Raw genomic sequence first — 26,387 nt, 5'->3', positions numbered from 1 at the left:
AAATTCTTTTTATAAAAAATTCTTAAAACATTCTTTTAAAATTTAAATAAGAAAACTAATAAATAAAATATTAGTTTATCTCATGAATTGACCCATTAGACGATTAACATTTCTTCCACCCATTCCACCACGTTTACCAATACCTTTCATAGCTTTTTTAGTGTTGTTGTAATATTTTAAAAGTTCCTTTATTTCTTTTTCATCTACTCCAGCACCTCTTGCTATTCTTTGAGCCCTAGATTTTTTAATAATTTTAGGATTTTCCATTTCTTCCTGTGTCATAGATGACATCATAATTTTAAAGCTCTCAATCTTATTTTCGGTCATTTGGGTAAATTCTTTTGGAACTTTATTACCTAAACCCGGTATCATATTCATTACCTGTTGCATAGGACCCATATTATTCATCATTTCAAACTGATTTTGCATATCTATTAAGGTAAATTTACCACTCATTAAATTATTCATTGTATTTTTTGCAATATCTTCATCAATATTTTCTTCAGCTTTTTCAATAAGTGATTGAATATCTCCCATTCCAAGTAATCTTGATATGAATCTTTCTGGATCAAAAACTTCAAAGTCATCAATTTTTTCACCAGTTCCAATAAATTTAATTGGAGCACCAGTTTCTGCTACAGCAGATAATGCTCCTCCACCTTTACCTGATCCATCAAGTTTTGAAATAATAATAGAACCAATATCAGTTGCTTGTGAGAAGGCTTTTGCCTGTTCTCCTGCGATTTGACCAATAGTACCATCTACAACAAGTATGGATTCTGAAGGATTAATAACTTTATCCAACTGATGCATCTCTTCAATTAAATCAGATTCCTGTTTATGACGACCAGCTGTATCAAAAATAATAATTCTCTGATTTTTGAATTTTTCAAGACCTTTTTTAGCTAAATCAAGAGCATCTTTATTTTCCGGATTTCCATATAAAGAAATATCTAATTCATCAGTTAATTGTTTTAATTGCTCATATGCTGCAGGTCTCCATGTGTCTGTACATACGATTGCAGGATTATATCCTTTTTTAATTAAATATTTAGATAATTTTCCAATTGTAGTAGTTTTACCACTACCTTGAAGACCTAAGAATAATATTTTAAATGGTTTTTCATTAATTTCTAGTTTTGATGCTTCTTTTCCTAGAAGGTTTACCATTTCTTCATAAATAATTGTAATAACATGTTCTCTAGCAGTGATTCCTTTTGGAGGTTTTTCATTAAGAGCTCTATCTTCTATTCTTTTAGATAATTTAAATACTAATTGAACATTTACATCTGATTGGATTAATGCCCTTTGAATATCTTTAACAACTTCCTTAACAGTTTTCTTATCTACAACTGTCATACCTGCTAATTTTTTAACACTATTGCTTAGGCTTTCTCCTAAATTTCCTAACATATTATCAGCCAGTTTATCAAGTTTTATATAAGAAATAATTTTAATATAAGTTTTTTTATGAAATAAATCTATTAAATAAACAATTTTAGAATTATTATATTTTTTTATTATTAATTTTGTTTATCAAATAGTTTATCAATTATTATTTTTAACTAATTAATAATAATTTTATATTTTCAAATTTCTAAATTAAAGTAAAATATAATAATTATAATATAGTCAATATTTATATTTGATAATCATTATTATATTAATTAAATACAATATTAATAATATGTTATAAATTAATTTTTTATTTTTTTTAAATTAATATAAAATATTATATTTTTTGAATTTTAAATTATGTTGTGATATTATGCTTGAACATTTGAAAAAATCATTGCTTGATTCTGTAATTGTTAAAATAGGGGATTATGATTATTTTATCACTCCTATAACTGATGGAATTCCTGTGATGGAACCTGATATTTTAGTGGAAATTTCTAAAATAATTAAAGAAAACTTTAATTTAGATGTTGATAAAATTGTGGCTGTTGAAGCTATGGGTATACCATTAGCTACTGCACTTTCTATTGAAACAGGTATTCCTTCTCTAATTATTAGAAAAAGACAATATAATCTTCCAGATGAAGTTTCAGTGGATAAAAAAACTGGTTATGGTAATTCTACTTTATATATCAATGGGTTAAATGAGGGAGATAGGATTTTATTAATTGATGATGTAGTAAGTACTGGAGGAACATTAATTAGTTTAATCAATGCTTTAAAAGAAATTGGTGTAAATATTATCACTTGTGTTGCAGTTTTAGAAAAAGGTGAAGGTAAAACTATTGTAGAAAATGAAACAGGTTGTAAAATAGATTCAATTATTAAACTACATGTAGATGGGGGTAAGGTAGTAATTGATTCTGTTATTGGTGAGTAGATTATCAAATTATTTTATTTTTTCTAGAAAAATTTTAAAATACTAAGATATTATGTCAATATATAATATGGATACAGAGAAGGTAATAAACCATATAAAGAATAAAAACTATAAAACTATAGGTTTACAGTTTCCTGAAGGTTTAAAAGTCCAAGCAACATCTATTGCAAAAATAATAGAAGAAGAAACCGAGGCCAATGTAATCATTTCTGGAGATCCATGTTTCGGGGCTTGTGATGTATGTGATGATAAGATGTATGGTTTAGTTGATATGATAGTTCATTATGCTCATACTCCCCTACCATTAAACTATAAAGTTCCTGTAATGTTTATTGAAAGCTATTCAAATATTGATATAAAAAAATCATTAAAAAAAACTTTAGAACTCTTAACTGACTATAATAAAATTGCTATTGCAACTACAACTCAACATTTACATTTATTAAATGAGATTAGTGATTTTTTAGAAGATAATGGAAAAGAAGTTGTAATTTCATCTTCCTCTAAAGGTACTAAAAAAGGGCAAGTACTAGGATGTAATTTCTCATCTATTAAAAATCTTGATAGTGATGTCTATTTGTTTATAGGTAATGGAAATTTTCATCCTGTAGGTATACATTTATTTACTAAAGCACCAGTTATAGCAGTAGATCCATATAATGGTGAAGTCCGTGATGTATCCGATTATGCTGAGAGAATACTTAGAATTAGATTTGCAAGGATTGTTAAATCACAGTCCGTTAGACGATGGGGAATTTTAGTCTCTAGTAAAGAAGGTCAATTTAGATTGGCTCATGCAAGAAAAATTAAAAAGACTTTAGAAAAAGAAAATATGGAAGCATATATTATTTTAGTCGACTTGGTAAATCCAGATATTCTTCTTCCATATGGTGATTTGGAAGGTTTTATTGTAACCGCATGTCCAAGAATTGCAATTGATGATTCACAAATGTATAAAAAACCACTTATTACTCCTAAAGAACTTGAAATTGTTTTAGGTAAACGTCAATGGGAAAATTATGAACTTGATGAAATATTATTCCATGAAAGGTATAAATATTCTCTATAATTTTTATAAGTTCTGATTATAACCATTTATTTTTAGATTTTTAATTATTAATTTTATTTAAAATTTTACTGCTTTCATTTTATTTTTTAAATTTATAAAAAATATTATAATACTTTATAAAAATTAAATATATTTATATTATAAAAAATCTATAAATAAATATCTAATATATAATATTAATTATTGAATTAATTATATTTTCTTTAAAATATTTTTCATAAATTTTTTCTTATTTTTATGAGGTGTATAAATGAAATTAGAATCAGGAGATTTAGTAATGCCTGGTGATTTATTAGGAATTATTGAACAATATGAACCGGGAGAAGGTACTTTTGATGATAATGGCCAAATTAAATCTTCTATTTTAGGAAATGTAACTTTAGATTCAAAAACTAGAAAGGTTTCTGTTGCACCACTTACAGGAACACCAGTTTTACTTGAACGTGGTGATGTGGTTTATGGTCAAATTACAGATGTCCGTAGTCAACGTGCTTTAATAGATGTTCAAATTAAAAAAGATGAAGATAGACAATTAGCTTTACCTTATTTGGGTGCAATTCATGTATCTCAAGTTAAAAATGATTATCTTGACCGTTTAACTGATGCTTTTAGAATTGGAGATATAGTTGGAGGTAAAGTTTCTAGAATTGCCGGTGAAAATATTGATTTAAACACTGAAGATGATGAGTGTGGTGTAGTTAAAGCAATGTGTACTAGATGTAGAGATTATCTTGAACCTACTGGCAGGAAAGATGAATTAATTTGCCCTACTTGTGGTAAAAAAGAAAAACGTAAAATATCTACAAATTATCTTTACTAATTATTTATTTAAATTATTTTCAAAATTAAAGATATAATTAATTCGTTAATTAGTTATTTAAGATATTTGATTATATATTTTATTTTAAAATTTCTTTATTTATTTAAATTAGATTAATTAATTTTCATTGATTTATTAAAAAAAAAATTATTTTTGGATTGATAATATGGATATAGAAGTATTAACTGATAAAAAATTAGAATTGGAAATTGTTCTTCATGGAGAAAAACATGGTCTTTGTAATGCTTTAAGAAAAATTCTCATGGAAGATGATGATGTTCAATATGCTGTTTATGGAATAGATCATCCTTTAATTGGGGAGCCAACTATGACTATCAAAACTAAACAGAAAAAAAATGCAAAAAATTCACTTCATAAAGCTGCTAAAACTCTTAAAGAAGAAACTGAAGAATTTAAATCATTAATTGAAGAAATTTGATTTTTTTGTTTATTAAAATTATTTCATTGTTTCTTATAAATATAAGAATTCTACTATTTTTATTTTAATTTTATTTTATTTTTTCATTGACTTTTTAATTATATATGCCTTAATGGGTAGTGAGTATATGGAAGAATATAAAAAACCTTCTCTAACAGTAGATATTTTTATTTGCAATGATAAAAAAGAATTTTTGCTTATTAAACGTAAAAACGATCCTTTTAAAGATTATTGGGCTTTTCCAGGAGGATTTGTTGATTATGGTGAATGTGTTGAAGATGCAGCCCTTAGGGAAGCAAAAGAAGAAACAAGTATAGATGTTGAATTATCTAAATTATTTGGTGTATATTCAAAAGCTAACCGTGATCCTCGAGGACATACAGTTTCAATTGTATTTTTAGCAAAAGGTAATTTTGCAGATAGAAAAGCAGATGATGATGCAAAGGAAATAAAAATATTTACATTTGATGAAGCATTTAATACAGATTTAGCTTTTGACCATAATGATATTTTAAAAGATATTTATATGAGTTTATAATGTTTTTTATAAGATTTCTATGGTTTTATTAATTTTATTTTTACGATATTTATAAAATTTTATATTTGAATTATTACTAAAAGCTATATTTTTAAATAATTTTATTATTTTTATAATAAATTTTCTTAAAAGTTTTTATACTATATTATGTATAAATTAAATATAAACTTATAATTCAATTAAATTTTTACTGTAATTTTAAACTTATATATCTTTAATTAGTAAATTTTAATATTATATTTTTCAATAAAAATATATTCATTAGTTTAATGTTAAAATTTCAATTATCTTTTATGATAATTATTTTAATAATTTAATTTGAAAATTTTTTTTTAAATTTTTAAATTTATACACTTATCTAAATTATTAATTATTGTATTGATGGAGGTTAAAAATGGAATTTTGTCCTAAATGTGGAGGTATGTTACTTCCTAATGGTGATAAAATTAAATGTGGTTCATGTGGGTTTGAAAAAGATTTATCTGCTGAACAATCAAGTGAATATGCCGTTTCTGAAAAAATACAAGCTAAAGATAATATTATTATGAAAGGGGAGGATGTTGAAACTCTTCCTACTACTAAAGCAGTTTGTCCTGAATGTGGCAATACAAAAGCATTTTGGTGGCTTTTACAAACTCGTAGTGCTGATGAAGCTCCAACTAGATTTTTTAAATGTACTGAATGTAAATATACTTGGAGAGAATATGATTAATTACATAATGTGAGGATTTTTATATGCCAAATCAAGACAATGAATCAAAATATGATGAATCTATTAAAAACCTTAAAAGTATTATGAAAACTGTGAAGGATTCTAATTTAGATGAGGATTCTTCTGTTTATGAAGTTGATGAGGTTTCTAATTTGGATGAAGATTCTTCAACTTATGAAATTGTTGAGGATTCTAGTTCAATTGATAAGGGGGAAGTGGAAACTCCTGAAAATATTAGTTCGAAACTAGATGATTTTGAACCAAGTGCAAAAAATATTGAAAGTGATGATATTATTAATTCAACCTCTGTTATTGATGATGAAGATGCAGAAAAACTTAGTTTTGATAAGTTAGAAATTAAAGAAGAAGAGATGTCTTTTACTGTCAATGAATATTCTTCACAATCATTTGAAGATAATATTTTAAATAATGTTGATGATGTTTTTGATCAAAAAACTTCAGATTCAAATAATGATAAAGATGATGATATGGACAAAATAGATGAAGAAGATTTAAATGAAGATTTAGATGTTTTTAAATCTAAATCTATATTTAAATCAGCTTTAAATATAAGTAAAAATGATGATGAATTGTTAGAGGATGATGAAGAGGATATTTCAATAAATAAAAAATCAAAGTCACGTGTAATTCCTATTATTGGAGTAATTGTAGGTATTGTTACAATTTCCATAGGGATTAATCATATTTTTGGAAGGTCTGCTAGGGTAATTGATAGTGTGGCTTCAGGCGAATATATGGGTGTTGCAATTCTATTAATATTTATTGGATTAATATGTTTATTATTCTCCTTAAGAAAACTTGTTTCATTTAAAACTCCATTTGATAATTTAGCTCAATCAATTAATAATATTGATGCTCAAGATGAAGAAATTGATGAAGATGAATCATTCTCCCAATTAGATGATGAATTAAATGATAATATTGATTCTATAAAATCTGATTTTGATGATGGAGATTTTAAAGGTGCCTTTGATTCTAAATTAGTTGCTGATTATTCAGATAATGATTATAAAATCACTATTAAAGCTCCTAGAGAAAAAGATGATGATTTAAAATAATATTATTTATTTTTCATATTTCATTTTTCTATTTTTTAAATTAACTGTGATTTTTATAAATTTATTTTCATCAACTTTAATAGTTTTAGGAAATTTTATAATTTTTTATAATTTCTAATTTTTAATATAATTCATAAGAAATTATTTTTTTTTAAACTCATTTTTAAAATAAGTTTTTATATTTAATAATATTAATTAGTAGTAGAGGATAATAGATGCCGATTAATAAATTAAAAAAAGTTTGGAAGTATTGTACTTATAGCCCACCATTTTTTTATTAGTACTTATATTAATATTTTTACTAAATTATTTTTCAGATTTTTCTTCAAATCTTAAAGGCAGCGGGTTTGAATTTATTGAATCATGGATGATACAGATAATTGTAGCAATTTTTATAACTGGTTATGGATTGTCAATTACTTGTGATAGGATAAATCATGGCTATAGATTACCAAAGTTAATACCTAAAGAAATTATAATTTTAGGAATTAAAGGTACTATTGTTTATATGGTCTACTTTACCATTCAATTTTATGTTTTAAATTATATTGCTTACATGTATGATTTTCTTTATTTGACTTAAAGGATTTTTTGCTGGATTTTCCTGATAATTTCCATATTTTAGTTCATACTAATCATGAAAATGCTTTATCATTTTTTTCTTTAAGTGCTATTATATTTTATATTACTACATTTTTCGGAGAAACAGCTCTGCTAAACTAGCAGACACAAAAAGTTTATTTACATCCTTTAATCTAGCTTCGGTTTATAACAGTATATCTCTTTTATGATGGAAAAATTATACTATAGATATTACATCTATTACTATTGCAATTGTAATTTGGGGATATTTAGGTTCAATAGAATTATTTAATCTATGGATTAATACTATTGGTGAACTCTTTTTAGTTGTTTAATGTTTGTAACTCAATATTTAGGTATTGGTGCAATATATTCTAAAATAAAAGATAAATCCCTTCCTGAACAAAAGGATTAATATTCTTTAAAAATATATTTTTATTTTTATCTAATTTAATAATTAAATTACTACAATTTTTTCATTGTTTAGATGTTTATAAGGTTTAAAATTTTTTTTTAAAATCTCTCTAATTCATTATTTTAAAATAAAGAAATAATTTATTTAAAAAATATAATTGGTAAAGACCCTTTTTAATTTTTATTTGAAAATCTTTTTTTTGTGAAATCTTAAGACTTTGTGAAATCTTAAAATTTTTTCGAAATCTTATAAATTATATAAAATTTATAAATGATAAAATTATAAATTATATATAATATTTAATTTTTTATAAATTACTATAAAGTTTAATTAATATTATTAAAATTAATTTAAATACTTTATAGGGGTAGATTGAATGTTTAAAGCAGAATTAAGTGACCCTGGAATTTTAAAAACAAGTTTTGATGCAATTTCATCCATTGTCGATGAAGTACAATTACAAACTGATAGTGAAGGTGTCAGGTTAAATGCTCTTGATAGAAGTCATATAACTTTTGTACATTTAGAACTTAAAGCAAGTTTATTTGATGAATTTGTTTGTGATGAACCTCATCAAATTAACATTGATACTGATGAATTAATGAAAGTTTTAAAACGATCCAAATCTAACGATAGGGTAATTTTATCTTTAGATGAAGGTAATCTTATTATTATCTTTGAAGGTGAAGCTAAAAGGAAATTTAAAATACGTCTTATTGATATTGAATATGATTCTCCTTCTCCACCTCCATTAACTTATCCTACTCAATTTGATATTCCATTTGCACTTTTAAAAGATTCTATTAATGATATTGATATTTTCTCAGATAAAATAACATTAATGGTTAATGGAGATGTCTTTAAAGCAGCTGCTGAAGGTGAATTTGGAGATGCAAATATTGAATATATACATGGAGAAAAAATAGAAACTGAGGCATCATCTGTTTTCTCATTAGAAAAAATTAGAGAAATGCTTAAAGCTGATAAATTTTCAGATATTGCAACTATTAGTTTAGGAGATGACATGCCTTTAGGTTTATCTCTTAAAATGGTTTCTGAAGATGGGGAACTTAGGTTTATGCTTGCTCCACGTATTGAATCTGATGAATAATCAGATTCTTTTTATTTTAATTTTTATTTTTTAATAAATTATTTTTATTCATTCATTTTAATTAATTTTTATCTGGTTTAATAAATATCTAGTTTTTAGATTTGTGAGTTGTTAATTGTGGTTGAATTTTTTCAAGAATTACGTAAGATTCAAAAAAAGGAAAGGGGTAATCCTAGTTCACTTGCTAAGGTAGACAATAATTTCTATCATCAAGTTTATTCTTATCTTCATGATTTAAGAGAAAATGCAGGTAGGGATCCATTTTCAAAAGAGAATTATCTTTTAAAAGATACTCAAAGAATTGCAACTGAAATATGTGAAAGACGTGAACACAAAATTGCTGATGCGGCAATTAGAAATATCCACAAATCTTATCATTTATTTAAAGGTAAAGCAGAATTTGATTTAGTTGACACTACTCCTTTAAATTTAACACCTGAGGAGGAAAAATTATACTATATATTAATAGATAATTTTAAAAATTATCGGCATAATATTTCTCATGATATTAGAGACGATGAAGATTTGCAGTCTGCTAAAAGAGATGAAATAACTGAGGATAAAATAGCAGATGATTATGAAGATCAGGTAATTAATAGACTTAATAAAATCTCTAATGCTCAAATTTTAGATGATGAGAAAAGAGAATCTATTGAAAGGCAAGTGTCAAAATCTAATATTAAAAATATGGAAAATTCCCATAATCAAAATGAAATTTTTAAAAAAAATCAAATTGATAATAAAGAATCTAAAACTCAAAGTCAGAGTCAAAATCAGGATTCTAAAGTTAAATCTAATCAAAGTTCTAAAAATGAATCTATCAATTCAAGAAATATTGTTTCATCACAATCTAATAAAAATGATCAATTGAATAATATTCTTCAGTCTGTTGATGAGCAATTTGTTGATTTAAAAGAAGAAGACTTTCTAGATACAAAGGCAAATAATAAAAATCTTGAAGAGAATACATTAGTGATAGTTTTTAAAGATTTTAATCAAATCATTGGTGTTGATGAAAAAGTTTATGGTCCATTTAAAGCTCAGGATTTAGTTGTTTTACCTAAAGCAAATGCTAATGTTATTGTTAAATCTAGAAAAGGCCGTATTGTAGATAATCTTATTTAATATTTTAATTTTGGTTTTATTAGCTATTTTTATTATTAATTTAGTATTATTACTTATTTATTTTAAAGTTTAGTCTAGCTATTTTTATTATTAATTTAGTATTATTACTTATTTCTTATTAATTTTAGGTAGTTAAATTATATTTACTCTATGTAACTTTTTTTTTAATTTTACCTATACTTTTAATGTTTTTTATTTTTTATCTAAAACTATCTAATGTCATAAGTTTTTTATCATTTTTATTATTTTTATTTTCAATTAACTCATCAAAGCTTATTTCTCCGTATTTTCCTCCTCCTCCTGAGGTAATTTTAACTTCGCCCATTCTAAATGCTTTTATTCCCCTACTAATTTCATTGTCTATTTTTTCTATTTTCTCTAGAGGGCTATTTATTAAAACATCTATTTCACTTTCAAAATTACTTATTAGGTTTTTCCATTTATTTTGAACAGTTTTAGTTGTAATTCCTTTAGAATAGATTTTTGAAATTATCTCAGCAAGTGGCATTAAATGAGTATAGGGTGGTCTAAAGTTTGGATGTTTAGGACTTTTAAAATCACTAATTTCATTTATTCTATAATCGACACCTTTTTTAATTTTTCCTCCACAATCTTTACATTTCATGTTATTTTCTTTTGCAGTTTCAGGATCTATTATTTTGTAACATTTGCTACATCCGGTCATATGATATTTGCCGAGATTAGGATATAGGCCATAATTTCCTTTAATTTTCTTATGTTTTATTGAATTTTTAAGACTTGTATATGAAATATCTTCAAGCTCTATTTGATTAAATTCTCTACCTAATCTATGTGGCCATGGGGAATGTGCATCTGAATTTGATAAAAATGGAAAATCTTTCAGTTCTTTAATTCTATCTGCCATAAATGTATCTGCAGATAGACCTAATTCAACAAAGTCTACTTTACCTTCATAACAGTCATAAATACTAGCATATGATTTATACATTCCAGTCCATGGAGTAAATACATGGGCAGGACCAATTAAACAATCATATTCATGAGCAATATCCAATATTTCGGAGGATTCTAATTTGGTTTTTGGCCTTCCATTTCCATTTTTATTTCCATATACAATTTTATCTCCAATTTCACGTGCTACATCAATATTTGGAAGTATTAATAAATGATGTATTTTTTTATATCCTTCAACTTCTACTGTCAGAATAAAATCACAGTTATCTGTAGAATATATTCCATCTCCAACATATTCTGTTGATTTTTCAATTATATCTAACCATTTTGTATGAAAGCCATCACCGCTTCCAACTAAACTCAAACCTTTTTCTCTAGCTTTAGGTGCAATATTTTTTATTAGCATATCTTTTGATGTAGCCATTGAAAAGCAACTGTGAATATGTAAATCAGTATTTACTAACATATTTATTTCTTGGATAATTTTAATATATTAAATTTTTTATAAAAATCAGATATAATTTGTTTTATTATAAAATTATAATATGCTTATTATCTATAAATTAGATTAAAATAAGTTGATTGATTATAGTTTTTTACCAAATTTTTATTAAAAATCTTATAACAAGTATTATAGTTAAGTAAAATTTACTATAATTAATAATAAGTTTTAAAATATATATTATGAGTTGAAAATTCTAGGTATTTATTAATATAGGGAGTATTATTTGTAAATTCAATTTATTATATGAGTAAAAAAAGTATATATTGGATATTATCCAATATATCGTAAGTCATCACCATCTTGCGGGGTCATTTGGTGAGATATCATCTCTTGTTCCATTTGTTGAGCTTTTGAAATCATAGATTTTGTCTCTTCTGCCCTTTTTTCAAGTTCGTCAGTACTTACTTCTATTTTTAGTAATTTTGATAATTTAATGAGTATTGCTTCTGCTGCTTGGGCATCAATAAAGTAACCTGGAGTTTGACCCATTAAGCATATACCAGACATTCCTCTAAGTTGACCTAATCCTAAAAATAATCCACTTGCACCAACAATACCTCCATCAGAAGATCTTATCTCAACACCAATTTCTTCTAATATTTTAATTTTCTCAGTATCTGTAGCAGCACCAAAAACTTTAGTATCTTCTACTGGTTGGCCAGTTGCAAGTCCTCCTAGGGTAAATAATTCTTTAACTCCAAATGATTCTATAAAGTCAAGTATATCTCCACATAAAGAATATTGTCCTTCAGGTGATAGACTTTGTGTATTACCTACAAGAATAATAAAATCTCTTTCATCTTCTCCTTGAGATTTTAAATAGTATAATTCATTATACATATTTTCAATAATTCCTCCTTCTCCTATAAATACTTGGGGAGGAAAACTTGGAGAATAAATTTCAGCAAATTTAACAGCTTTTAGCTCATCGATTAAATGGTCAGCAGCTAGTTTACCTACATGGCCAATACCGGGAAGTGCTTCTATAAAAATAGGGTTATCTAATGATATTTCTTCTATAATTTTAATTTCATTTTTTTGCATGTTTAACCTCCATTTTGGATTCTTCTTTCAATTTTCTACGATATTTGCCATACTTATCTTCAATAGAATATTTAGGCGGATAGATTACATTTAAGTTTCCACCACATTTAGGGCATTTATCTTGAATAGTATAAATATTGCATTTTTTACATTTATGCATTTTCATTTTCATATTTATCACTAAGATTATTGAAATATTCAAAGAAATTTCAAATTTAAATTTTAGTTTATATTACAAATTTAACTTATAAATATATAATTTTTAGTTTTTTAATTTTTTATTTTCACTGTTTATTTTTAAAATTAAAATTTATTTATTCTTTAAAGTTTATTTTATATTTTATTTTTTATTTAATCTTTAATCTTCTTTTTTTAATCATTTGACAATATTTTAGTTTAATATTTATTTAAAATTAGATATATAAAAATATTTTAGTTTTTAAAAAACAAATACTAGTTAAAATAAGTATTTTAAATATTTATTTAATAAAAAATTAAAAAAAAGTATTAGATTAGTTTAAAGTTAAACTATTCTAATTCACGTAAAAATTCACCATTTCCATTAGATTCTTCAATTATTTTTATAGCTCTTTTTGCTGCTTTTTGAAGTTCTTTTTCAGCTAAAATATAATCATGGGAAGTAACAGTTATACGATATCTAGGAGCACCTACACATTGTACCTTTACACTATGATCTTTACTGTTACCATTATCTTCAGCAGCTATTAAAGCTTCTTTAATAATATCTACACCATTAGTATCATAAGTTTGGATATCAACATATCCACTAATATGGACTTCTGGAGGGGTGATGTTTTTCTCAGCAACTTCGGTTATAGCTTCTGCCCATTGTTTATCAATACCTTCATCAGTTAAAGATTTAATTCCTTCATCTGCAGCAGTTTCATATGCACCATAAATATCTCCAAATATATCCATTAATTCATATCCTACTTCGTCATAAGCAGCATCTAAATCTTTGTCTAATGTTTTAGCAGATAATTCTAAAAATTTTTCAGCTTTTTGTTCAATTTTCCATTGTTGAATCTTTTTAGTTCTTTGATCTTCCCTAATTCTTTTTAAGGATCCGTCAACATGACCTTTTTTAGGATTAACTCTAATACAGCGAGCAACAATTTTTTGGTTTTCTCTTACATGATCACGGATATTTTTAACCCAACCAGAGGATACTTCACTAATGTGGATAAAAGCTTCTTTTCCATAATATTCTTCTAGTTTAGCAAAACAACCATAAGGGAGAACTTTATAAACGGTTGCAACAATGAGTTCACCTTCATCAGGCCAATTATTTTGTTTTCTTACCATTAAAACACCTTCATATATAAATATAATATTTAGGTTTTTAATTTTTATTAGAAATTAAAAATAAAAAAAATTAGAGTAATAAAAATTAAAAAAATTAATTTATTTAGTTTAAAACTTCATCAATATGAGCCATGATTTTAGCTTTAGATCCACGAGATTTTACAATAGTTTTACCACAGATGATACATTTTACATCAGAAGCTGCACGATCAAAAACTATTTGCTCATTACCACAGTCTAAACATTTTACTTTTAAAAAATTTCCTCTACCTTTGCTAGACATAATTAACACCTATTGACTTACAAATTCAGGTTTACCAGTTCTGAAAGCTTTTCTAATATGTGATTTTCCACATTCTTTACATTTGTATCTTAAATCTAATTTTTTAACTGGTTTACTACCACTTGGTAATGGTCTTGGGTAACCTCTGTACCCTGCAGTTACACGTCTGAACTGTCTTTGACCCCATTTTAATTCACTAGCTTTTCTTTTTTTAGCAGTACGGACTTCATGTATAGTATGAGTTTTACAAAATGGACAGTAAGTCCTTTTTTCTTTTGGTATTTTCATTTAATCACCTTTAATATAGTATTAGCTAAGATTAGTTTCTTTAGCTAATAGTATCTATTATATAATAATCAAACTTGACAAGAACTGTTTAGGTATCCCTCGAGCATGATAATTATAAAAATATTGTTAAATTAAATAAATTAAAATTAATTTTTTAAAAAATAGTTAAATTAAGAATTTTAATATAACATAGATACATTAATATATATTAAAATAAGAAAGTATTTAAACTTATCTAAAAATTTCATATTTATTAATCTTTTATTTTTTTTAAAATTTTATTTAAAAAATTTCAATATATTTTATACTAATTCTTCACATTCTTCAATTAAATTTAAAATTTTTCTATTATTTAAAGAATAAAAGACTTTTTTATTTTCTTTTCTATTTATAACAATATTATGATCTCTTAATATTCTAAGTTGATGTGAAATATTAGATTGACTCATATCTAAAAGTATTGATAATTCACAGACACACATTTCACTAATTTTTAGAGCATTGATTATTCTAATTCTATTATAATCTCCAAGTAACTTAAATAGATTAGCAGTATTTTCATAACTTTCTTTATCTTTCATATTTTTAGAGACCTTATTTATAAGATCTTCTCTTAAACTTTTAATTTCACATATATCATATACCATAATGTGTTTATTTATTTTGAAATTAATTATATTTTTCTAATTTTTAATTAGTTTATTTTATCTTATTTTTTGAATATAGTTTTAAATTTAATTTAATCAAATCATTGAGATTTTTATTATATTTCTATGAAATATTAATATTCTAATTAATTATCTGTTAATATTTTAGTTTAACAGATTTCTTTAAAAAAAGAAGGTTTATATAAGCGGGCTTGGTGGGATTTGAACCCACGGTCTTTAGATTAGGAGTCTAACGCCCTATCCAGCTAGGCTACAAGCCCAATATTTAAATATTTTATCATATGTCAAAACAATATTGTAAAATAAATCATATTTAAAAAATAAGTATTTTAACGGACCAGCCGGGATTTGAACCCGGGATCTTCGGATTAGAAGTCCGACGCCCTATCCTACTAGGCTACTGGCCCATTATCATAATAAGGTATAAGTTTATTTTACTATATAAACATATCTATTATTTCAATTCTTTAATAAAATTAGTAGATTTTAGAGATAATTTTATTTAATAATAAAAAAGTTATCTTTTTAAATATAAATTAAAAATAGTTAAAGTTAATTTAATTAAATCAGAATAACTGATTTAATTAAATTTTTTATTTTTAACCACCTGGAGCTCCTCCACCGCCTTCAATCTGATTTCCATCAGCATCATATCTGATGAAACCAATGCTTTGATCATATGCATTATAATAGGTTATGGTGTATCCTCCATCAGCGTTTTGAGTAGTTACAGTATATGTTGCAACAGTAGGGTCTGCTTCACTGCCACCACCATCACCACCATCACCACCATCACCACTATCACTACTGCCTCCACTATCTGATTCGCCACTTCCAGAATCTTCACTATAGCCTCCATCTGAAGTACCTTCTGTGCCTTCATCACCACTACTACTAGAGTCACTGGTATTTACACTTACATTTCCAGTACCTGAACCATCATTAGAACTATCAGATCCAATTCCTTGGAGTGTTTTAAAAATTCCATTGTTTTCACTAGTTACTCCGTATGCTGTAACACCTGCAGCAATACAAAGAACTATAATTACTGAGATAATAATATTGGATTTTTCCATTTTCTCACCTCGCAATATTTATCAAATTATTTAAAAATGTATTTCTACTTAATTGTTTAAACATTTTTAAATATTATGTTAAATACTATAACATTTTTAAATAATAATTATTATTATGATTTTCTACATTTATAAATATTATGATTATATTTTCCAATTTTTAATATTTTTTTTAAATTTGAATATTTTAACAATCATTTTTTAAAACCCTTTTAATCTTCAATACTAGTTTATCATTTTTATTCAGATGAATTCTAATTATAAATGGAAAATATAAAATAAGTTTCATTATTCTAATTTTTTATTTTTCATTTTATAAAATTTAAATAATTATTTTTTTAACAAGAATAAATTAAATTATTTTTTTAAATAGACAAGTGTTCTTTATCTTAGTTTAATTTTATATACCTTTTTTATTTTTTAAAACTCTTAAAATTTTGAGGGTTTTTTAAGGTTTCAGTATTTGTCTTTTAATTTTTTTTAAAATTTTGATAATGATTTTCTTTTAATATATAAAGTTTTCTTTTTTATTTAAAGATAATCATATATATATTAATTATAATAAAATATAAACCATCGTTAGTTTCTATTTTTTTAATATAAAGAGGTGACACATTTGAGTGATAAAATAGTTATATCCCCTACTACTAGGCAAGAAGGTCATGCAGAACTTGTCATGGAAGTAGATGATGAAGGGATAGTTACAAAAGGTAGATACTTTAGTATTACTCCTGTTAGAGGCTTAGAAAAGATGGTTGTAGGCAAAGCACCGGAAACTCCTCCTGTTTTATGTCAAAGGATTTGTGGTGTATGTCCTATACCTCATACTTTAGCTTCTGTTGAAGCAGTGGATGATTCTTTAGACATCGAAATACCAAAAGCTGCTAAAATTATGAGAGAGATGACTTTAGCTGCACATTGTCTTGACAGTGCTGCAATTCATCACTTTTTAGTTGCACCTGATTTCGTACCAGAAAAGTTATTTGCTACTGCTGTAGATAGTGTATCTAATATCAGGAAAAAAGTCCAATTCATTGTAGACACTCTTGCTGGTGAAGGTATTCACCCTTCAGATATAAGAGTGGGAGGAATGGCAAAAAATATTTCTCCAATCGCTAAAGATAAAATAACTAATATCGTTAAGGAATTAGGGCCTATTATTGATGAACACACTGAATTGATCACTGGTTTAGTTGCTGAAAAAGGATTACCTGAAGATTTAGGTGTCGTCGATGCAAAACCATTCTCATCTGGTGCATTCTATGGTAATAGGGATTACTTTGATTTCGATAAATTCTCTGAAATCATGCCTGAACAATGGTATGATGATCCTGAAATTGGTAAAAGAGCTTGTTCTACTATTCCTTTATGGGAAGGTAAACCTATCGAAACAGGACCTAGAGCTAGATTAGAAATGTACCACGGATTTAAAGGTAAAGGTGTAGTTCAACAACATGTTGCTAGAGCTGAAGCAATGAAATTAGATGTTGCTAAATTGGTAGAATTAATAGATCAATTAGATACATCAGCTCCAGTAATGGCTGACTATGATCCTAGAGGTACTAATAAATTAGGTTTAGGTGTTATTGAAGCACCTAGAGGAACTGATGTCCATATGGCTCAAATTAAAGATGGTAGAGTACAATACTACAGTTGTTTAGTACCAACTACTTGGAACATCCCAACTATGGGACCTGCAACTGAAGGATTCCATCATGAATATGGTCCTCACGTTATCAGAGCTTATGACCCTTGTTTATCATGTGCTACCCACGTAATGGTAGTTGACGATGAAGACAGGAGCGTCCTTAAAGATGAAATGGTGAACTTATAGAGGAATAAATATGGCATATGATGTAGAAACTTTAGTTGTTGGCTGTGGAAATCTACTATTTAAAGACGATGGATTTGGTCCTTTAGTCATTAAAGAACTTAAAGAAGGATATTTTAACGATAAAGAACTTCCAGAAGAATTGGATATTATTGATGCTGGTACTAGTGCAACATATTATATCTTTTCATTACCTAGTGATAAATGGAAAAAATTAGTAATTGTTGATGTTGTAGAGTTTGGTGCCGAGCCAGGTACTTTAAGATATTTTTCACCATTTGAAATGCCTAAAGGTAAGTATGAAAATGCTCACAATTGGGCTGTAGAAGAACCTTTACAGGATTTAGCAAATGAAGGTATTGAAGTTGTTATTGTAGGTTGCCAACCAAAAGAAATTTCTGCACCAGATATTGAAATGGGTTTAACTGAACCTGTTGAAAATGCTATTCCTAAAGCCATTGATATGATTTTAAAAGAAATTGGGGTTATTTAAATGTCATTTTTAGATAAATTGATGGGAAAAGAAAAAACTAAACCAATTAAAGCTGAAGTAAAATATGAAGAGGGTGAAGTTTCTTTAAAACCTACTGATAAACCTAAAATCGGATACATACACTTAAGTGGATGTACTGGTGATGCTATGTCCTTAACTGAAAACTATGATATTTTATCAACTTTACTTACTGACATGGTAGATATTGTTTATGGTCAAACATTAGTAGATAAATGGATTCACGGTACTTATGCTGAAGAAATGCCTGATATGGACTTATGTCTTATTGAAGGTTCAGTATGTTTACAAGATGAACACAGTTTACATGAAGTTCAAGAAGCTAGAAAACACTCTACTTTAATTGCTGCTTTCGGTTCTTGTGCTATGACTGGTTGTTTCACCAGATATGCTCATGGTGGTCAACAAGCACAACCTAAACACGAATCTTTCGTACCTGTAAGCGATTTAGTTAAAGTAGAGCAATTCCTGGTTGTCCTGCTTCTCCTGAAATTATTGCTAAAGCTGTAGTAGCTTTAATAAATAACGATATGGAATATTTACAACCTGCTATAGACATTGCATCTTGTAATTTAGCTTGTGGTTGTGATATTAAAACTAACATAGCTAACAAATCATTATGTACTGGTTGTGGAACTTGTGCTTTAGCATGTCCTACTAGAGCAATGACTATGATACAAGGTAGACCAGAATGTAATAAAGACAGATGTATTAAATGTGGTTCCTGTTACCAACATTGTCCTAGAGCTTGGTTCCCATATGAAAGGATTAAAAAAGAGTTTAATTTATAGGAGGATTTAAAATGGAATTTGGTCAAGAATTCGGTAATTATAAAAATGTAGTTTGTGCTAGAGCTACTGATAGTAAAATTCAAGAAGTAGCACAAGATGGTGGAATTGTAACTGCATTATTTTCCTATGCATTAGATGAAGGTATTATTGAAGGAGCTGTTGTTGCAGGACCTTCAGATAAACCTTGGACTCCTAAACCTGTTGTTGCTACATCTACTGATGAACTTATTGCTGCAGCTGGAACTAAATATACTCATTCTCCTAACGTTTGGGCTTTAAAAGAAGCTGTAAGACAATATGGTCTTGAAAAAGTAGGTACTGTCGGTACTCCTTGTCAAATGATGGGTATTAGAAAAATGCAAACATATCCATTTTCAACCAGATTTGTTGCAGACAAACTCAAATTATTAATTGGTATTTTCTGTATGGAAAACTTCCCATTTGCTTCCCTTGAAACTTTCACTCAAGAAAAAATGGGAATAAGTATTGAAAATGTAACTAAAATGGATATTGGTAAAGGTAAATTCTTTGCTTACACTGGTGATAAGGAAAACACCATTGGTTTAAAAGAAACACATGGATATGAACAAGCTGGATGTAACATTTGTCCTGATTATGTTGCAGAATTAGCAGATGTATCCACTGGATCTGTAGGTGCTCCTGACGGATGGTCTACAGTCTTTAACAGAACTGATGATGGGGCAGATATCTTTAAAGCAGCAGTTGATGCTGGCGTTATTGAAACTAAAGAATTTGACGACTCCGTCAAACCTGGTTTAGGTTTACTTAGTAAATTAGCTAAAGGTAAAAAAGATAAAAGTAAAAAAGAAGCTCAAAGTAGAATGAAAATGGGACTTCCTGTACCATTTGATAAATACTACGAATACTAATCTTCTTTTTTTATTTTTTTCTTTATTTTTCTTATTTTTTATACTTATTTTTATTTTGTTTATTCCTGTTCGTATAAATAAAAACAATTCGTTTTTATCCGAAATAAGATGATTTTAAGCTTTTTTTATTAAAACTTTATATGTGATGTTGATTAAATTCAATATTGTAAGAATAAAACATTCTTATTTTAAATAATTATGTTTTCAATAAATATTTGTTTAATATTTATAATTTATTTTATTTGTAGAATATATTGATTTTTTTAAACTAATATCTATTATTTTGTTTATATTTTTATTAATCAATTAATTTCTTATAATCACTTTAATATAATTAATGTATATGTCTATAAATATCTTAATACTTCTTTATGTTTTTAATTTTGATTTTAAGATATTTCATGCCTTTAAGTTTATAGATGATTTTTATGAGTAGAGAACAAGAAGATTATATTAATCTTTCCCTTTTACAAGATAAATCAATTAAATATTTAGATTTCACAACTATTATGAATTTTTATAGATCTATTAGATGGGCAGATGGTGTTTATTGTCCTTTCTGTAAATCTTACAAAATATTAAAAAAAGGTAAAGTCACAGAAAAATTTAATGAAAAGGATTTTATAAAAATTCAAAAATATCAGTGTCAAGAGTGTAATAAATATTTCAATGATTTTTCAAGTACACTTTTTCATAATAATAAATTATTTCTCTCTGATATCATTTTCATAATGTTTAATTTTCATAAATTAAATTATAGTGAAATGTCAAACATTAGCGGCCATAATAGAAAAAGTATATCTAATTTGGTTAAAAAAATTAATAGATTCTGTGATAAATATAATGATAATTTAGTAATTTATTGTGATGGTTACTATAATTTTGATGAAGTTGATGAAAAACATAAATAAAGTATAGAATTCACATAATGAGTTTATATAACTTTATTAAATAGATTATTTATAATCTAAACTTATTATTTTGTGTTATCTAAAATTATTAAAATATAAGCTTATTATTTATTATAATCTAAAATTATAAAAATTCAAAATTTTGTTTATAGTGTTGTAACAGTACAACCATCCTCTTCTACAATAATTGTATGCTCTTTTTGTGAAACCCATGAATTAGTTTTTTCTTTTAATGGATGGTAGGGGTATATTGCCATTGCTCTTGAAAGGTTTCTAATAGATGCATTTAACCTATTTTCATTAAAGTTTTTTGTTAACCATCTTGATGAAAATGGAAGGTATTGGTGATTTTCCTTAATATACTTTAATACCTTCTCGTCATGTTTCATTCTAAATGGTTTATTTTTCATAAATGAAAATATATATGATCCTGGAATATCCTCTACAATTCCAATACCTTTAGTTGCAAATGGTTCTATAGCAACTACTTGACCTTCTTCTAATTTTACATTACTTCCATTATCATAATTAGGTATGGAAATTCCTGCATGTAGATTCCAATGTTGTAAGCTATGGCCTGTAAGGTTAGTTATAGGATTAAGTTTGTGAGCATGAATAGCATCTTCAACTGCTTTACCGATTTGACCAATTTCAACTCCTGCTCTAACAGTACTAATTGCAGCTTCAAGTGCATCTGCTGATGCATCAATAATATTTTGATTTAGTTCTAATGTTTCTTCATCATATAATTCCTCTAAATTATCACCTGGTGCCATTACAGTAATTGCTGTATCTGAAATATATCCGTTTACCTCTGCACCTAAATCTAGTTTTACTAAATCTCCAGTTACTATTTTATTTTCATCACCTAGTGGGGAAGTATAATGTGCAGTTATTTCATTAATACTTACATTACATGGAAATGAAATTCCTGCACCACTTTTAAGAATTTCTCCTTCAACAAATTCAACTAAATCAATTATTGCAGTTCCATTTTTAATAAGTTTCACAGCTCTATTTCTTACATCGGAAGCTATTTTCCCTGCTTTAATATATGAATCTAATTCATCTACTTCTAACATTTTACCTTAACCTTAATTTTTTAAAGTTTTTTTTAATTATATTTTAAAAAATCTTTGAAATTTTAATTTATGAATTTTATTAAATTATAGTTATATTAATATATAATTTAGATAATATATTATAATAATTATTTATAATTATACTTTATAAAGTTGAAAATTTTTTAAAATTTAATTTTGTTTTTAAGAGTTTATCTTAAAATATTTTTACTTAAGTAATATTATTTTTATTATATATTTTTCAAAATTTTTATATACTTTTAAATAGATAATATATTTATATCTACAATATCGTGGAGGAATATTATGGAAAGTTTGATGATACCAAATCAGTTGTTTATTCTGATTTTAGTTTTAATCTTTGCGATTTTAATTATTGTTGTTATGACTCAATGGAGAAAATCTTCACAATCTAAAAACGAAATAACATTAATTGAAAAAGAGATTGAACTTAAAAAAATGGCTATGGTTGAAAAGGATTTGGAATCTAAAAGATTAATGGAAAATCCTATACCGCTTCCCCAAGAACAACAAGAGAATCTTTCACAAATTAGACAATCTACATCAGATTTAATGAATGATATAGGTTATAAACATACTGAAATTAATGAAAGATTAGCTCGTCTCGAAGCTCAAACTGAACAGAAAAAATTAGAAAAAATGCTTAAAGAAATTGAAGAAAAAGAGAAAAAAATTTCTAAAAAATAAAGGAGGTAATTTAGATGGATTTTTTAGGAGTAATCGCGATTTTTATTTTAATCGTCGCTATATTATGTTTAGTTTATTACTTCATTTTATCTAATTCAGGAGATTTCAAGGGATTCAATTTAAATGTCCCTAATACTTTACCAAAATCTGTTAATTTTGGTTTTGATGGGGGATCTGGCGAAAATTTCGCATCAAAAGTTAAAGGCAAAATCAATGAATATGATGTGTCTTCATTTAGTACAGATGCCTTTTCTAAAAAAATAGATGCATTTTTAGATGAAAAAAGTGATCAACTTATTGAAGAGTGGTCTCTTGCAACTAAAAATGATTTAAGTGCTTTAGAAAAAAAATGGGTTTCTACTAATCGATCTATTGAAGATCTTGAAAAAAGAGTTGATGAATTTTCAGATTATACTAATGAAAGATTAGATTCATTAGATGAAAGGATTCAAGCTATTGAAGATGATAAAAAAAACTAATTAGCTTTAATAAATAATTTATTTTTTAAATTTTTTATTAAAATTTATTTAAATTATTTATTTTTAATTTTTCTTATTTTAATTTTTATTTACTTTTTTTAATTAATTATTGTATTGTTTTTTAATTCATTAATTTTTTATAGATTAAATTTTTATTATTACTTTTTAAGAATTATTTTTTTTAGATTAAATCATTATAATTACTTTTTACTAAATTCATTTTAGATTAACTCTTTTTTTTATAAAAATGGTTTTTACAAAACCTTTATATACTATCAAAATTAAAATTATATTGTATCATTTTAGATATTATACTTATTTTATCTTATAGCAGGGTGGGGTAGTCTGGTGATCCCGCGGGGCTCATAACCCCGAGAGCCCTAGTTCAAATCTAGGCCCTGCTACTATTATTTTTATCTTATTTCATCTGTTTTTATCTATATTAAGAAATCTTAAATATATTTTAAAAATATATTATTTCTTATTTTACAATCAATCAATTTTATTACATAGTAATAATATAATACTATTAGTTATAGCAAGCTAAAGACAGTTGCTGGTTACAGACTAAGGAAACTCCATCCATCATTACAGAACTATAATGTTTTAAAAGCATATGCTGAGAAGTATGACTCTGGAGCAGAAACGACACGTCTTTTAATGGATGACTATGATGTTTAACTGAGTGACATTATAAGGATCGGTGAAACGGCCATTCTATAGGATGCAAGAATAAACATGCTGATGAAATACTGTATGAGGCAGGGTAATTTGCGTAGACGAATACTGTTAAACAGAAGGTGGGTTACTCTTAGCAGGCTATAACTATATTATTTTTTAATAGTCATTTTTTTATATTCCAATTATTTTTTCCATGTTTTTCAATTAATTTTTGAATAATACTAAAAAATTTTATTTACTACATTTTTCCAAATCAAAAAACTATATTTTACTTAAAAAAATGATTCATTTAATATAAGTTTTCTATAAAAAAATAGATTAAAATGAGTATATATTAAATTTAATTAATATCTTCATAATTATGTTGATTATTAGTTATTCGTAGATATTTTAATAATAATCAAAATATATTTTTTAAAATTTTTGACTATTTCATAAGAGGATTTTATAAAAATAAATTAAAAAAAATAATGATTTTAATTAAAAAGACTGAGTTATACAAAAATAAACTTTAACTTAAATTAAATTTTGGATTAATTTAAGAATAATATAAATGATAACAAAATAATAAACTAAATTAAAAAAATAATGGCTTAATTAAAAGAATAATATAAATAATAAGGAAATATTAAACTCAAATTTAATAATAATGCTTCTAATTAAAAGAATCTAATTAATAAAAAAATAAAATAAAAAAAATAAAAATAAAGATAAAATAAACTAAAAATTTAAAAATTAAAATAAATACTCTTGTCTTTAAATTAAAATTCACATAATATTATATTCTTTACCAGATAAGAAAACATTAATGGTAATGTTAAATTCTTGATTAACATTTTCAAAATTCTTTCTATTAATTATAACATTATCCATAACCGAAATATACATCTCTTTTAACCTATCGGGTTTAGTCTTAATATAGGTATCATGAATACTATTTTTACTACGCCCCTGAAGAGCATCAACATACTCAGCAAATAAACCGATATTAGAAGCATGAAACTTACGGAGAGTATGGGTTCTAAAAAACCTATATTTGCACTTAAAACCCCAACCTAAACTATCATTAATATTCTGAAAGGAACTTAACAACCTTGAATGAGTAAAATCAAAAAGTTTATCTTCCAAACTTAGATTAGGTCTAAGACTTAGATAATTAACAATAACACTATAGGCCTCGGGAGTACAAAAAGTATAATAAAACTTATCAGTTTTAATACATTTAATATAAAAAGTAGGAACTACATCATCACGCTTGGATAAGGAATCTAAAATAAAGGACAAGTCCTCACTATCATAACTGTAATAATCCCTACAAGCATTAATAAAATCTTTAACAGTTAAACTCAAAGCTTCTGCCTTTGCAGTACCACTACTTGCCATAAATAATATGATGGCTTGCAAATCTAAATCAGATATGGAAATTGCCTTGCGAATATCTTCACGATTAGGTAAATCAAAATAACTAACTTCGTACTTATCCTTATTTCGAATTTCTGGTAAAACCGGCAATTCAACACCAAAATGTACATAAAAAGTTCTTACCTTCACATAGTAAGTCCTAATAATACTCTGGACTTACCACTTTCAAAGAGAAAACGACGAAATGATATTAATCTTTCTTTAACTCGACGATTATTAAAATTAATCTTATTCAATTCATCATCTTTGGCCTCCGACAAGAGACTAACTAAATCATTACCACAAAAATTACAATAACATTTAAGAGCAGACACATATCCCTCACGAGTACTTGGACGGATATGTCTCTCATTACAAAATCGGATAAATAATTCATCATTCATCATAATTATAATATTATTTTATAACAAATAATGATATTTAAAAAAGTACATATATAATAGAAAATATTTTAAAAACAGAAGATAGTTTTAAAAAAAAATTTAAGGGTCCCTTTAATGTCTAAAACTTCTTTCTAAAATCTCAATAAATCCTTTATTTTAAAATATAAAAGGTATTATTAAAAAATATATTTTGACGAACACCCTTTTTTCAATAATTTTAAACATTTTTTTATTCTTATTTAAGCTATAAAAAAATAGGATGGAATAAAAGTAGAAGAAAATAAATTAATTATTGATATATTTTCAACTTTCTTTTATTCTAAAGTTTTAAATATTTTTTTTGT

At 25.7% G+C, this 26,387-nt stretch carries 28 protein-coding genes, 3 tRNA genes, 1 other RNA gene and 1 pseudogene; 19 read left to right on the top strand and 14 right to left on the bottom strand.

Going from position 1 to position 26,387, the window contains the following annotated elements; genetic code table 11:
• Nucleotides 1–75: 75 nt before the first annotated feature.
• Nucleotides 76–1,413, bottom strand: coding sequence for a signal recognition particle protein Srp54 (locus QZ146_RS02790; RefSeq protein WP_295722122.1), 1,338 nt, complete (start codon nucleotides 1,411–1,413; stop codon nucleotides 76–78).
• 355 nt (nucleotides 1,414–1,768) lie between these two features.
• On the opposite strand from QZ146_RS02790, the gene hpt reads away from it, so the two are divergent.
• The 10 genes from hpt (at nucleotide 1,769) to QZ146_RS02740 (ending at nucleotide 10,228) form a co-directional block, all read left to right on the top strand.
• Nucleotides 1,769–2,338, top strand: a complete 570-nt coding sequence (hpt, locus tag QZ146_RS02785) for a hypoxanthine/guanine phosphoribosyltransferase (RefSeq protein WP_295722121.1) — start codon at nucleotides 1,769–1,771, stop codon at nucleotides 2,336–2,338.
• 52 nt (nucleotides 2,339–2,390) lie between these two features.
• Nucleotides 2,391–3,407 carry a diphthamide biosynthesis enzyme Dph2 gene (gene dph2 / locus QZ146_RS02780; RefSeq protein WP_295722120.1) on the top strand — a complete coding sequence of 339 codons (1,017 nt, stop codon included), beginning with the start codon at nucleotides 2,391–2,393 and terminating at the stop codon, nucleotides 3,405–3,407.
• A gap of 250 nt (nucleotides 3,408–3,657) precedes the next feature.
• On the top strand, nucleotides 3,658–4,227 hold the full coding sequence (locus QZ146_RS02775) for an exosome complex RNA-binding protein Csl4 (protein ID WP_295722119.1): 570 nt from the start codon (nucleotides 3,658–3,660) through the stop codon (nucleotides 4,225–4,227).
• Between the two features lie 166 nt (nucleotides 4,228–4,393).
• Nucleotides 4,394–4,666 carry a DNA-directed RNA polymerase subunit L gene (locus QZ146_RS02770; RefSeq protein ID WP_295722118.1) on the top strand — a complete coding sequence of 91 codons (273 nt, stop codon included), beginning with the start codon at nucleotides 4,394–4,396 and terminating at the stop codon, nucleotides 4,664–4,666.
• 127 nt (nucleotides 4,667–4,793) lie between these two features.
• Nucleotides 4,794–5,204 (top strand): NUDIX hydrolase, encoded by a 411-nt coding sequence (locus tag QZ146_RS02765; protein ID WP_295722117.1) that lies wholly within the window; start codon nucleotides 4,794–4,796, stop codon nucleotides 5,202–5,204.
• A gap of 394 nt (nucleotides 5,205–5,598) precedes the next feature.
• Nucleotides 5,599–5,916 (top strand): transcription factor S, encoded by a 318-nt coding sequence (locus QZ146_RS02760; protein WP_295722116.1) that lies wholly within the window; start codon nucleotides 5,599–5,601, stop codon nucleotides 5,914–5,916.
• 23 nt (nucleotides 5,917–5,939) lie between these two features.
• Nucleotides 5,940–6,995, top strand: a complete 1,056-nt coding sequence (locus QZ146_RS02755) for a hypothetical protein (RefSeq protein ID WP_295722115.1) — start codon at nucleotides 5,940–5,942, stop codon at nucleotides 6,993–6,995.
• A 367-nt stretch (nucleotides 6,996–7,362) separates the two neighbouring features.
• Nucleotides 7,363–7,578: a hypothetical protein gene (locus tag QZ146_RS02750; protein ID WP_295722114.1), complete on the top strand. Its 216-nt coding sequence runs from the start codon at nucleotides 7,363–7,365 to the stop codon at nucleotides 7,576–7,578.
• Nucleotides 7,579–8,368: 790 nt separating this feature from the next.
• The gene (pcn, locus tag QZ146_RS02745; protein WP_295722113.1) at nucleotides 8,369–9,103 is read left to right on the top strand and encodes a proliferating cell nuclear antigen (pcna); all 735 of its coding nucleotides are present in this window, start codon (nucleotides 8,369–8,371) and stop codon (nucleotides 9,101–9,103) included.
• Between the two features lie 117 nt (nucleotides 9,104–9,220).
• A complete protein-coding gene (locus QZ146_RS02740) occupies nucleotides 9,221–10,228 on the top strand; it encodes a hypothetical protein (RefSeq protein WP_295722112.1) in 1,008 nt (335 codons plus the stop codon).
• A gap of 199 nt (nucleotides 10,229–10,427) precedes the next feature.
• Here the strand turns inward: QZ146_RS02740 and QZ146_RS02735 are convergent, their stop codons facing one another.
• The 10 genes from QZ146_RS02735 to QZ146_RS02690 form a co-directional block, all read right to left on the bottom strand.
• Complete coding sequence (locus QZ146_RS02735) at nucleotides 10,428–11,630, bottom strand: TIGR00375 family protein (protein ID WP_295722111.1); 1,203 nt, start codon at nucleotides 11,628–11,630, stop codon at nucleotides 10,428–10,430.
• A gap of 309 nt (nucleotides 11,631–11,939) precedes the next feature.
• Nucleotides 11,940–12,713, bottom strand: a complete 774-nt coding sequence (locus QZ146_RS02730; protein WP_295722110.1) for a proteasome assembly chaperone family protein — start codon at nucleotides 12,711–12,713, stop codon at nucleotides 11,940–11,942.
• Nucleotides 12,700–12,885, bottom strand: a complete 186-nt coding sequence (locus QZ146_RS02725; protein ID WP_295722109.1) for an RNA-protein complex protein Nop10 — start codon at nucleotides 12,883–12,885, stop codon at nucleotides 12,700–12,702. The genes QZ146_RS02730 and QZ146_RS02725 overlap by 14 nt, the downstream gene beginning before the upstream one ends.
• Before the next feature lie 356 nt (nucleotides 12,886–13,241).
• A complete protein-coding gene (locus QZ146_RS02720) occupies nucleotides 13,242–14,039 on the bottom strand; it encodes a translation initiation factor IF-2 subunit alpha (RefSeq protein WP_295722108.1) in 798 nt (265 codons plus the stop codon).
• Nucleotides 14,040–14,142: 103 nt separating this feature from the next.
• Complete coding sequence (locus QZ146_RS02715) at nucleotides 14,143–14,322, bottom strand: 30S ribosomal protein S27e (protein WP_295722106.1); 180 nt, start codon at nucleotides 14,320–14,322, stop codon at nucleotides 14,143–14,145.
• 9 nt (nucleotides 14,323–14,331) lie between these two features.
• Complete coding sequence (locus QZ146_RS02710) at nucleotides 14,332–14,610, bottom strand: 50S ribosomal protein L44e (RefSeq protein WP_295722105.1); 279 nt, start codon at nucleotides 14,608–14,610, stop codon at nucleotides 14,332–14,334.
• Between the two features lie 302 nt (nucleotides 14,611–14,912).
• Nucleotides 14,913–15,260, bottom strand: coding sequence for a metalloregulator ArsR/SmtB family transcription factor (locus QZ146_RS02705; RefSeq protein ID WP_365316399.1), 348 nt, complete (start codon nucleotides 15,258–15,260; stop codon nucleotides 14,913–14,915).
• A 204-nt stretch (nucleotides 15,261–15,464) separates the two neighbouring features.
• A tRNA-Arg gene (locus tag QZ146_RS02700) sits at nucleotides 15,465–15,538 on the bottom strand.
• 73 nt (nucleotides 15,539–15,611) lie between these two features.
• Nucleotides 15,612–15,685, bottom strand: a tRNA-Arg gene (locus QZ146_RS02695).
• 192 nt (nucleotides 15,686–15,877) lie between these two features.
• Complete coding sequence (locus QZ146_RS02690; protein WP_295722103.1) at nucleotides 15,878–16,354, bottom strand: endoglucanase; 477 nt, start codon at nucleotides 16,352–16,354, stop codon at nucleotides 15,878–15,880.
• Between the two features lie 616 nt (nucleotides 16,355–16,970).
• On the opposite strand from QZ146_RS02690, the gene frhA reads away from it, so the two are divergent.
• The 5 genes and pseudogenes from frhA (at nucleotide 16,971) to QZ146_RS02665 (ending at nucleotide 21,288) form a co-directional block, all read left to right on the top strand.
• A complete protein-coding gene (gene frhA / locus QZ146_RS02685) occupies nucleotides 16,971–18,188 on the top strand; it encodes a coenzyme F420 hydrogenase subunit alpha (RefSeq protein WP_295722102.1) in 1,218 nt (405 codons plus the stop codon).
• A 10-nt stretch (nucleotides 18,189–18,198) separates the two neighbouring features.
• A complete protein-coding gene (frhD, locus tag QZ146_RS02680) occupies nucleotides 18,199–18,678 on the top strand; it encodes a coenzyme F420-reducing hydrogenase, FrhD protein (protein ID WP_295722101.1) in 480 nt (159 codons plus the stop codon).
• Nucleotides 18,679–19,487, top strand: a pseudogene (gene frhG / locus QZ146_RS02675) (coenzyme F420 hydrogenase subunit gamma).
• 11 nt (nucleotides 19,488–19,498) lie between these two features.
• Nucleotides 19,499–20,377, top strand: a complete 879-nt coding sequence (gene frhB, locus QZ146_RS02670; protein ID WP_295722100.1) for a coenzyme F420 hydrogenase subunit beta — start codon at nucleotides 19,499–19,501, stop codon at nucleotides 20,375–20,377.
• Between the two features lie 428 nt (nucleotides 20,378–20,805).
• Nucleotides 20,806–21,288, top strand: coding sequence for a hypothetical protein (locus QZ146_RS02665; RefSeq protein WP_295722099.1), 483 nt, complete (start codon nucleotides 20,806–20,808; stop codon nucleotides 21,286–21,288).
• Between the two features lie 146 nt (nucleotides 21,289–21,434).
• On the opposite strand, the gene map is transcribed toward QZ146_RS02665, so the two are convergent.
• Nucleotides 21,435–22,370 (bottom strand): type II methionyl aminopeptidase, encoded by a 936-nt coding sequence (gene map / locus QZ146_RS02660; protein WP_295722098.1) that lies wholly within the window; start codon nucleotides 22,368–22,370, stop codon nucleotides 21,435–21,437.
• Between the two features lie 306 nt (nucleotides 22,371–22,676).
• Here map and QZ146_RS02655 point away from each other — a divergent pair, with 306 nt between their 5' ends.
• The 4 genes from QZ146_RS02655 (at nucleotide 22,677) to rnpB (ending at nucleotide 24,377) form a co-directional block, all read left to right on the top strand.
• Nucleotides 22,677–23,078 (top strand): hypothetical protein, encoded by a 402-nt coding sequence (locus QZ146_RS02655; RefSeq protein ID WP_295722097.1) that lies wholly within the window; start codon nucleotides 22,677–22,679, stop codon nucleotides 23,076–23,078.
• A gap of 14 nt (nucleotides 23,079–23,092) precedes the next feature.
• Nucleotides 23,093–23,557, top strand: coding sequence for a hypothetical protein (locus tag QZ146_RS02650; RefSeq protein WP_295722096.1), 465 nt, complete (start codon nucleotides 23,093–23,095; stop codon nucleotides 23,555–23,557).
• A 329-nt stretch (nucleotides 23,558–23,886) separates the two neighbouring features.
• Nucleotides 23,887–23,961, top strand: a tRNA-Met gene (locus QZ146_RS02645).
• 134 nt (nucleotides 23,962–24,095) lie between these two features.
• Nucleotides 24,096–24,377, top strand: an RNA gene (gene rnpB / locus QZ146_RS02640) — RNase P RNA component.
• A gap of 629 nt (nucleotides 24,378–25,006) precedes the next feature.
• Here rnpB and QZ146_RS02635 read toward each other — a convergent pair.
• Nucleotides 25,007–25,789 carry an integrase gene (locus tag QZ146_RS02635; RefSeq protein ID WP_295722095.1) on the bottom strand — a complete coding sequence of 261 codons (783 nt, stop codon included), beginning with the start codon at nucleotides 25,787–25,789 and terminating at the stop codon, nucleotides 25,007–25,009.
• Nucleotides 25,786–26,046 (bottom strand): hypothetical protein, encoded by a 261-nt coding sequence (locus QZ146_RS02630; protein WP_295722094.1) that lies wholly within the window; start codon nucleotides 26,044–26,046, stop codon nucleotides 25,786–25,788. Before QZ146_RS02630 ends, QZ146_RS02635 begins: the two co-directional genes overlap by 4 nt.
• Nucleotides 26,047–26,387: the final 341 nt, after the last annotated feature.

Origin of the sequence: uncultured Methanobrevibacter sp. (assembly GCF_905235195.1) — an archaeon.
In the GTDB taxonomy this organism is placed as follows: domain Archaea; phylum Methanobacteriota; class Methanobacteria; order Methanobacteriales; family Methanobacteriaceae; genus Methanarmilla.
The sequence above is the reverse complement of the archived record's forward strand: the minus strand, read 5'-3'. Positions and strand labels throughout refer to the sequence as shown.

What these genes read in the sequence shown, in the direction of transcription:
- frhB (WP_295722100.1), top strand. Translation starts at nt 19,499, where the DNA reads ATGGAATTTGGTCAAGAATTCGGTAATTATAAAAATGTAGTTTGTGCT.
- QZ146_RS02710 (WP_295722105.1), bottom strand. Translation starts at nt 14,610, where the DNA reads ATGAAAATACCAAAAGAAAAAAGGACTTACTGTCCATTTTGTAAAACT.
- QZ146_RS02730 (WP_295722110.1), bottom strand. Translation starts at nt 12,713, where the DNA reads ATGCAAAAAAATGAAATTAAAATTATAGAAGAAATATCATTAGATAAC.
- QZ146_RS02655 (WP_295722097.1), top strand. Translation starts at nt 22,677, where the DNA reads ATGGAAAGTTTGATGATACCAAATCAGTTGTTTATTCTGATTTTAGTT.
- pcn (WP_295722113.1), top strand. Translation starts at nt 8,369, where the DNA reads ATGTTTAAAGCAGAATTAAGTGACCCTGGAATTTTAAAAACAAGTTTT.
- QZ146_RS02765 (WP_295722117.1), top strand. Translation starts at nt 4,794, where the DNA reads ATGGAAGAATATAAAAAACCTTCTCTAACAGTAGATATTTTTATTTGC.
- QZ146_RS02720 (WP_295722108.1), bottom strand. Translation starts at nt 14,039, where the DNA reads ATGGTAAGAAAACAAAATAATTGGCCTGATGAAGGTGAACTCATTGTT.
- QZ146_RS02725 (WP_295722109.1), bottom strand. Translation starts at nt 12,885, where the DNA reads ATGAAAATGAAAATGCATAAATGTAAAAAATGCAATATTTATACTATT.
- QZ146_RS02770 (WP_295722118.1), top strand. Translation starts at nt 4,394, where the DNA reads ATGGATATAGAAGTATTAACTGATAAAAAATTAGAATTGGAAATTGTT.
- QZ146_RS02775 (WP_295722119.1), top strand. Translation starts at nt 3,658, where the DNA reads ATGAAATTAGAATCAGGAGATTTAGTAATGCCTGGTGATTTATTAGGA.
- dph2 (WP_295722120.1), top strand. Translation starts at nt 2,391, where the DNA reads ATGTCAATATATAATATGGATACAGAGAAGGTAATAAACCATATAAAG.
- QZ146_RS02790 (WP_295722122.1), bottom strand. Translation starts at nt 1,413, where the DNA reads ATGTTAGGAAATTTAGGAGAAAGCCTAAGCAATAGTGTTAAAAAATTA.
- QZ146_RS02665 (WP_295722099.1), top strand. Translation starts at nt 20,806, where the DNA reads ATGAGTAGAGAACAAGAAGATTATATTAATCTTTCCCTTTTACAAGAT.
- QZ146_RS02755 (WP_295722115.1), top strand. Translation starts at nt 5,940, where the DNA reads ATGCCAAATCAAGACAATGAATCAAAATATGATGAATCTATTAAAAAC.
- map (WP_295722098.1), bottom strand. Translation starts at nt 22,370, where the DNA reads ATGTTAGAAGTAGATGAATTAGATTCATATATTAAAGCAGGGAAAATA.
- QZ146_RS02760 (WP_295722116.1), top strand. Translation starts at nt 5,599, where the DNA reads ATGGAATTTTGTCCTAAATGTGGAGGTATGTTACTTCCTAATGGTGAT.
- QZ146_RS02750 (WP_295722114.1), top strand. Translation starts at nt 7,363, where the DNA reads ATGATACAGATAATTGTAGCAATTTTTATAACTGGTTATGGATTGTCA.
- QZ146_RS02715 (WP_295722106.1), bottom strand. Translation starts at nt 14,322, where the DNA reads ATGTCTAGCAAAGGTAGAGGAAATTTTTTAAAAGTAAAATGTTTAGAC.
- QZ146_RS02735 (WP_295722111.1), bottom strand. Translation starts at nt 11,630, where the DNA reads ATGTTAGTAAATACTGATTTACATATTCACAGTTGCTTTTCAATGGCT.
- QZ146_RS02650 (WP_295722096.1), top strand. Translation starts at nt 23,093, where the DNA reads ATGGATTTTTTAGGAGTAATCGCGATTTTTATTTTAATCGTCGCTATA.
- QZ146_RS02630 (WP_295722094.1), bottom strand. Translation starts at nt 26,046, where the DNA reads ATGATGAATGATGAATTATTTATCCGATTTTGTAATGAGAGACATATC.
- hpt (WP_295722121.1), top strand. Translation starts at nt 1,769, where the DNA reads ATGCTTGAACATTTGAAAAAATCATTGCTTGATTCTGTAATTGTTAAA.
- frhD (WP_295722101.1), top strand. Translation starts at nt 18,199, where the DNA reads ATGGCATATGATGTAGAAACTTTAGTTGTTGGCTGTGGAAATCTACTA.
- QZ146_RS02690 (WP_295722103.1), bottom strand. Translation starts at nt 16,354, where the DNA reads ATGGAAAAATCCAATATTATTATCTCAGTAATTATAGTTCTTTGTATT.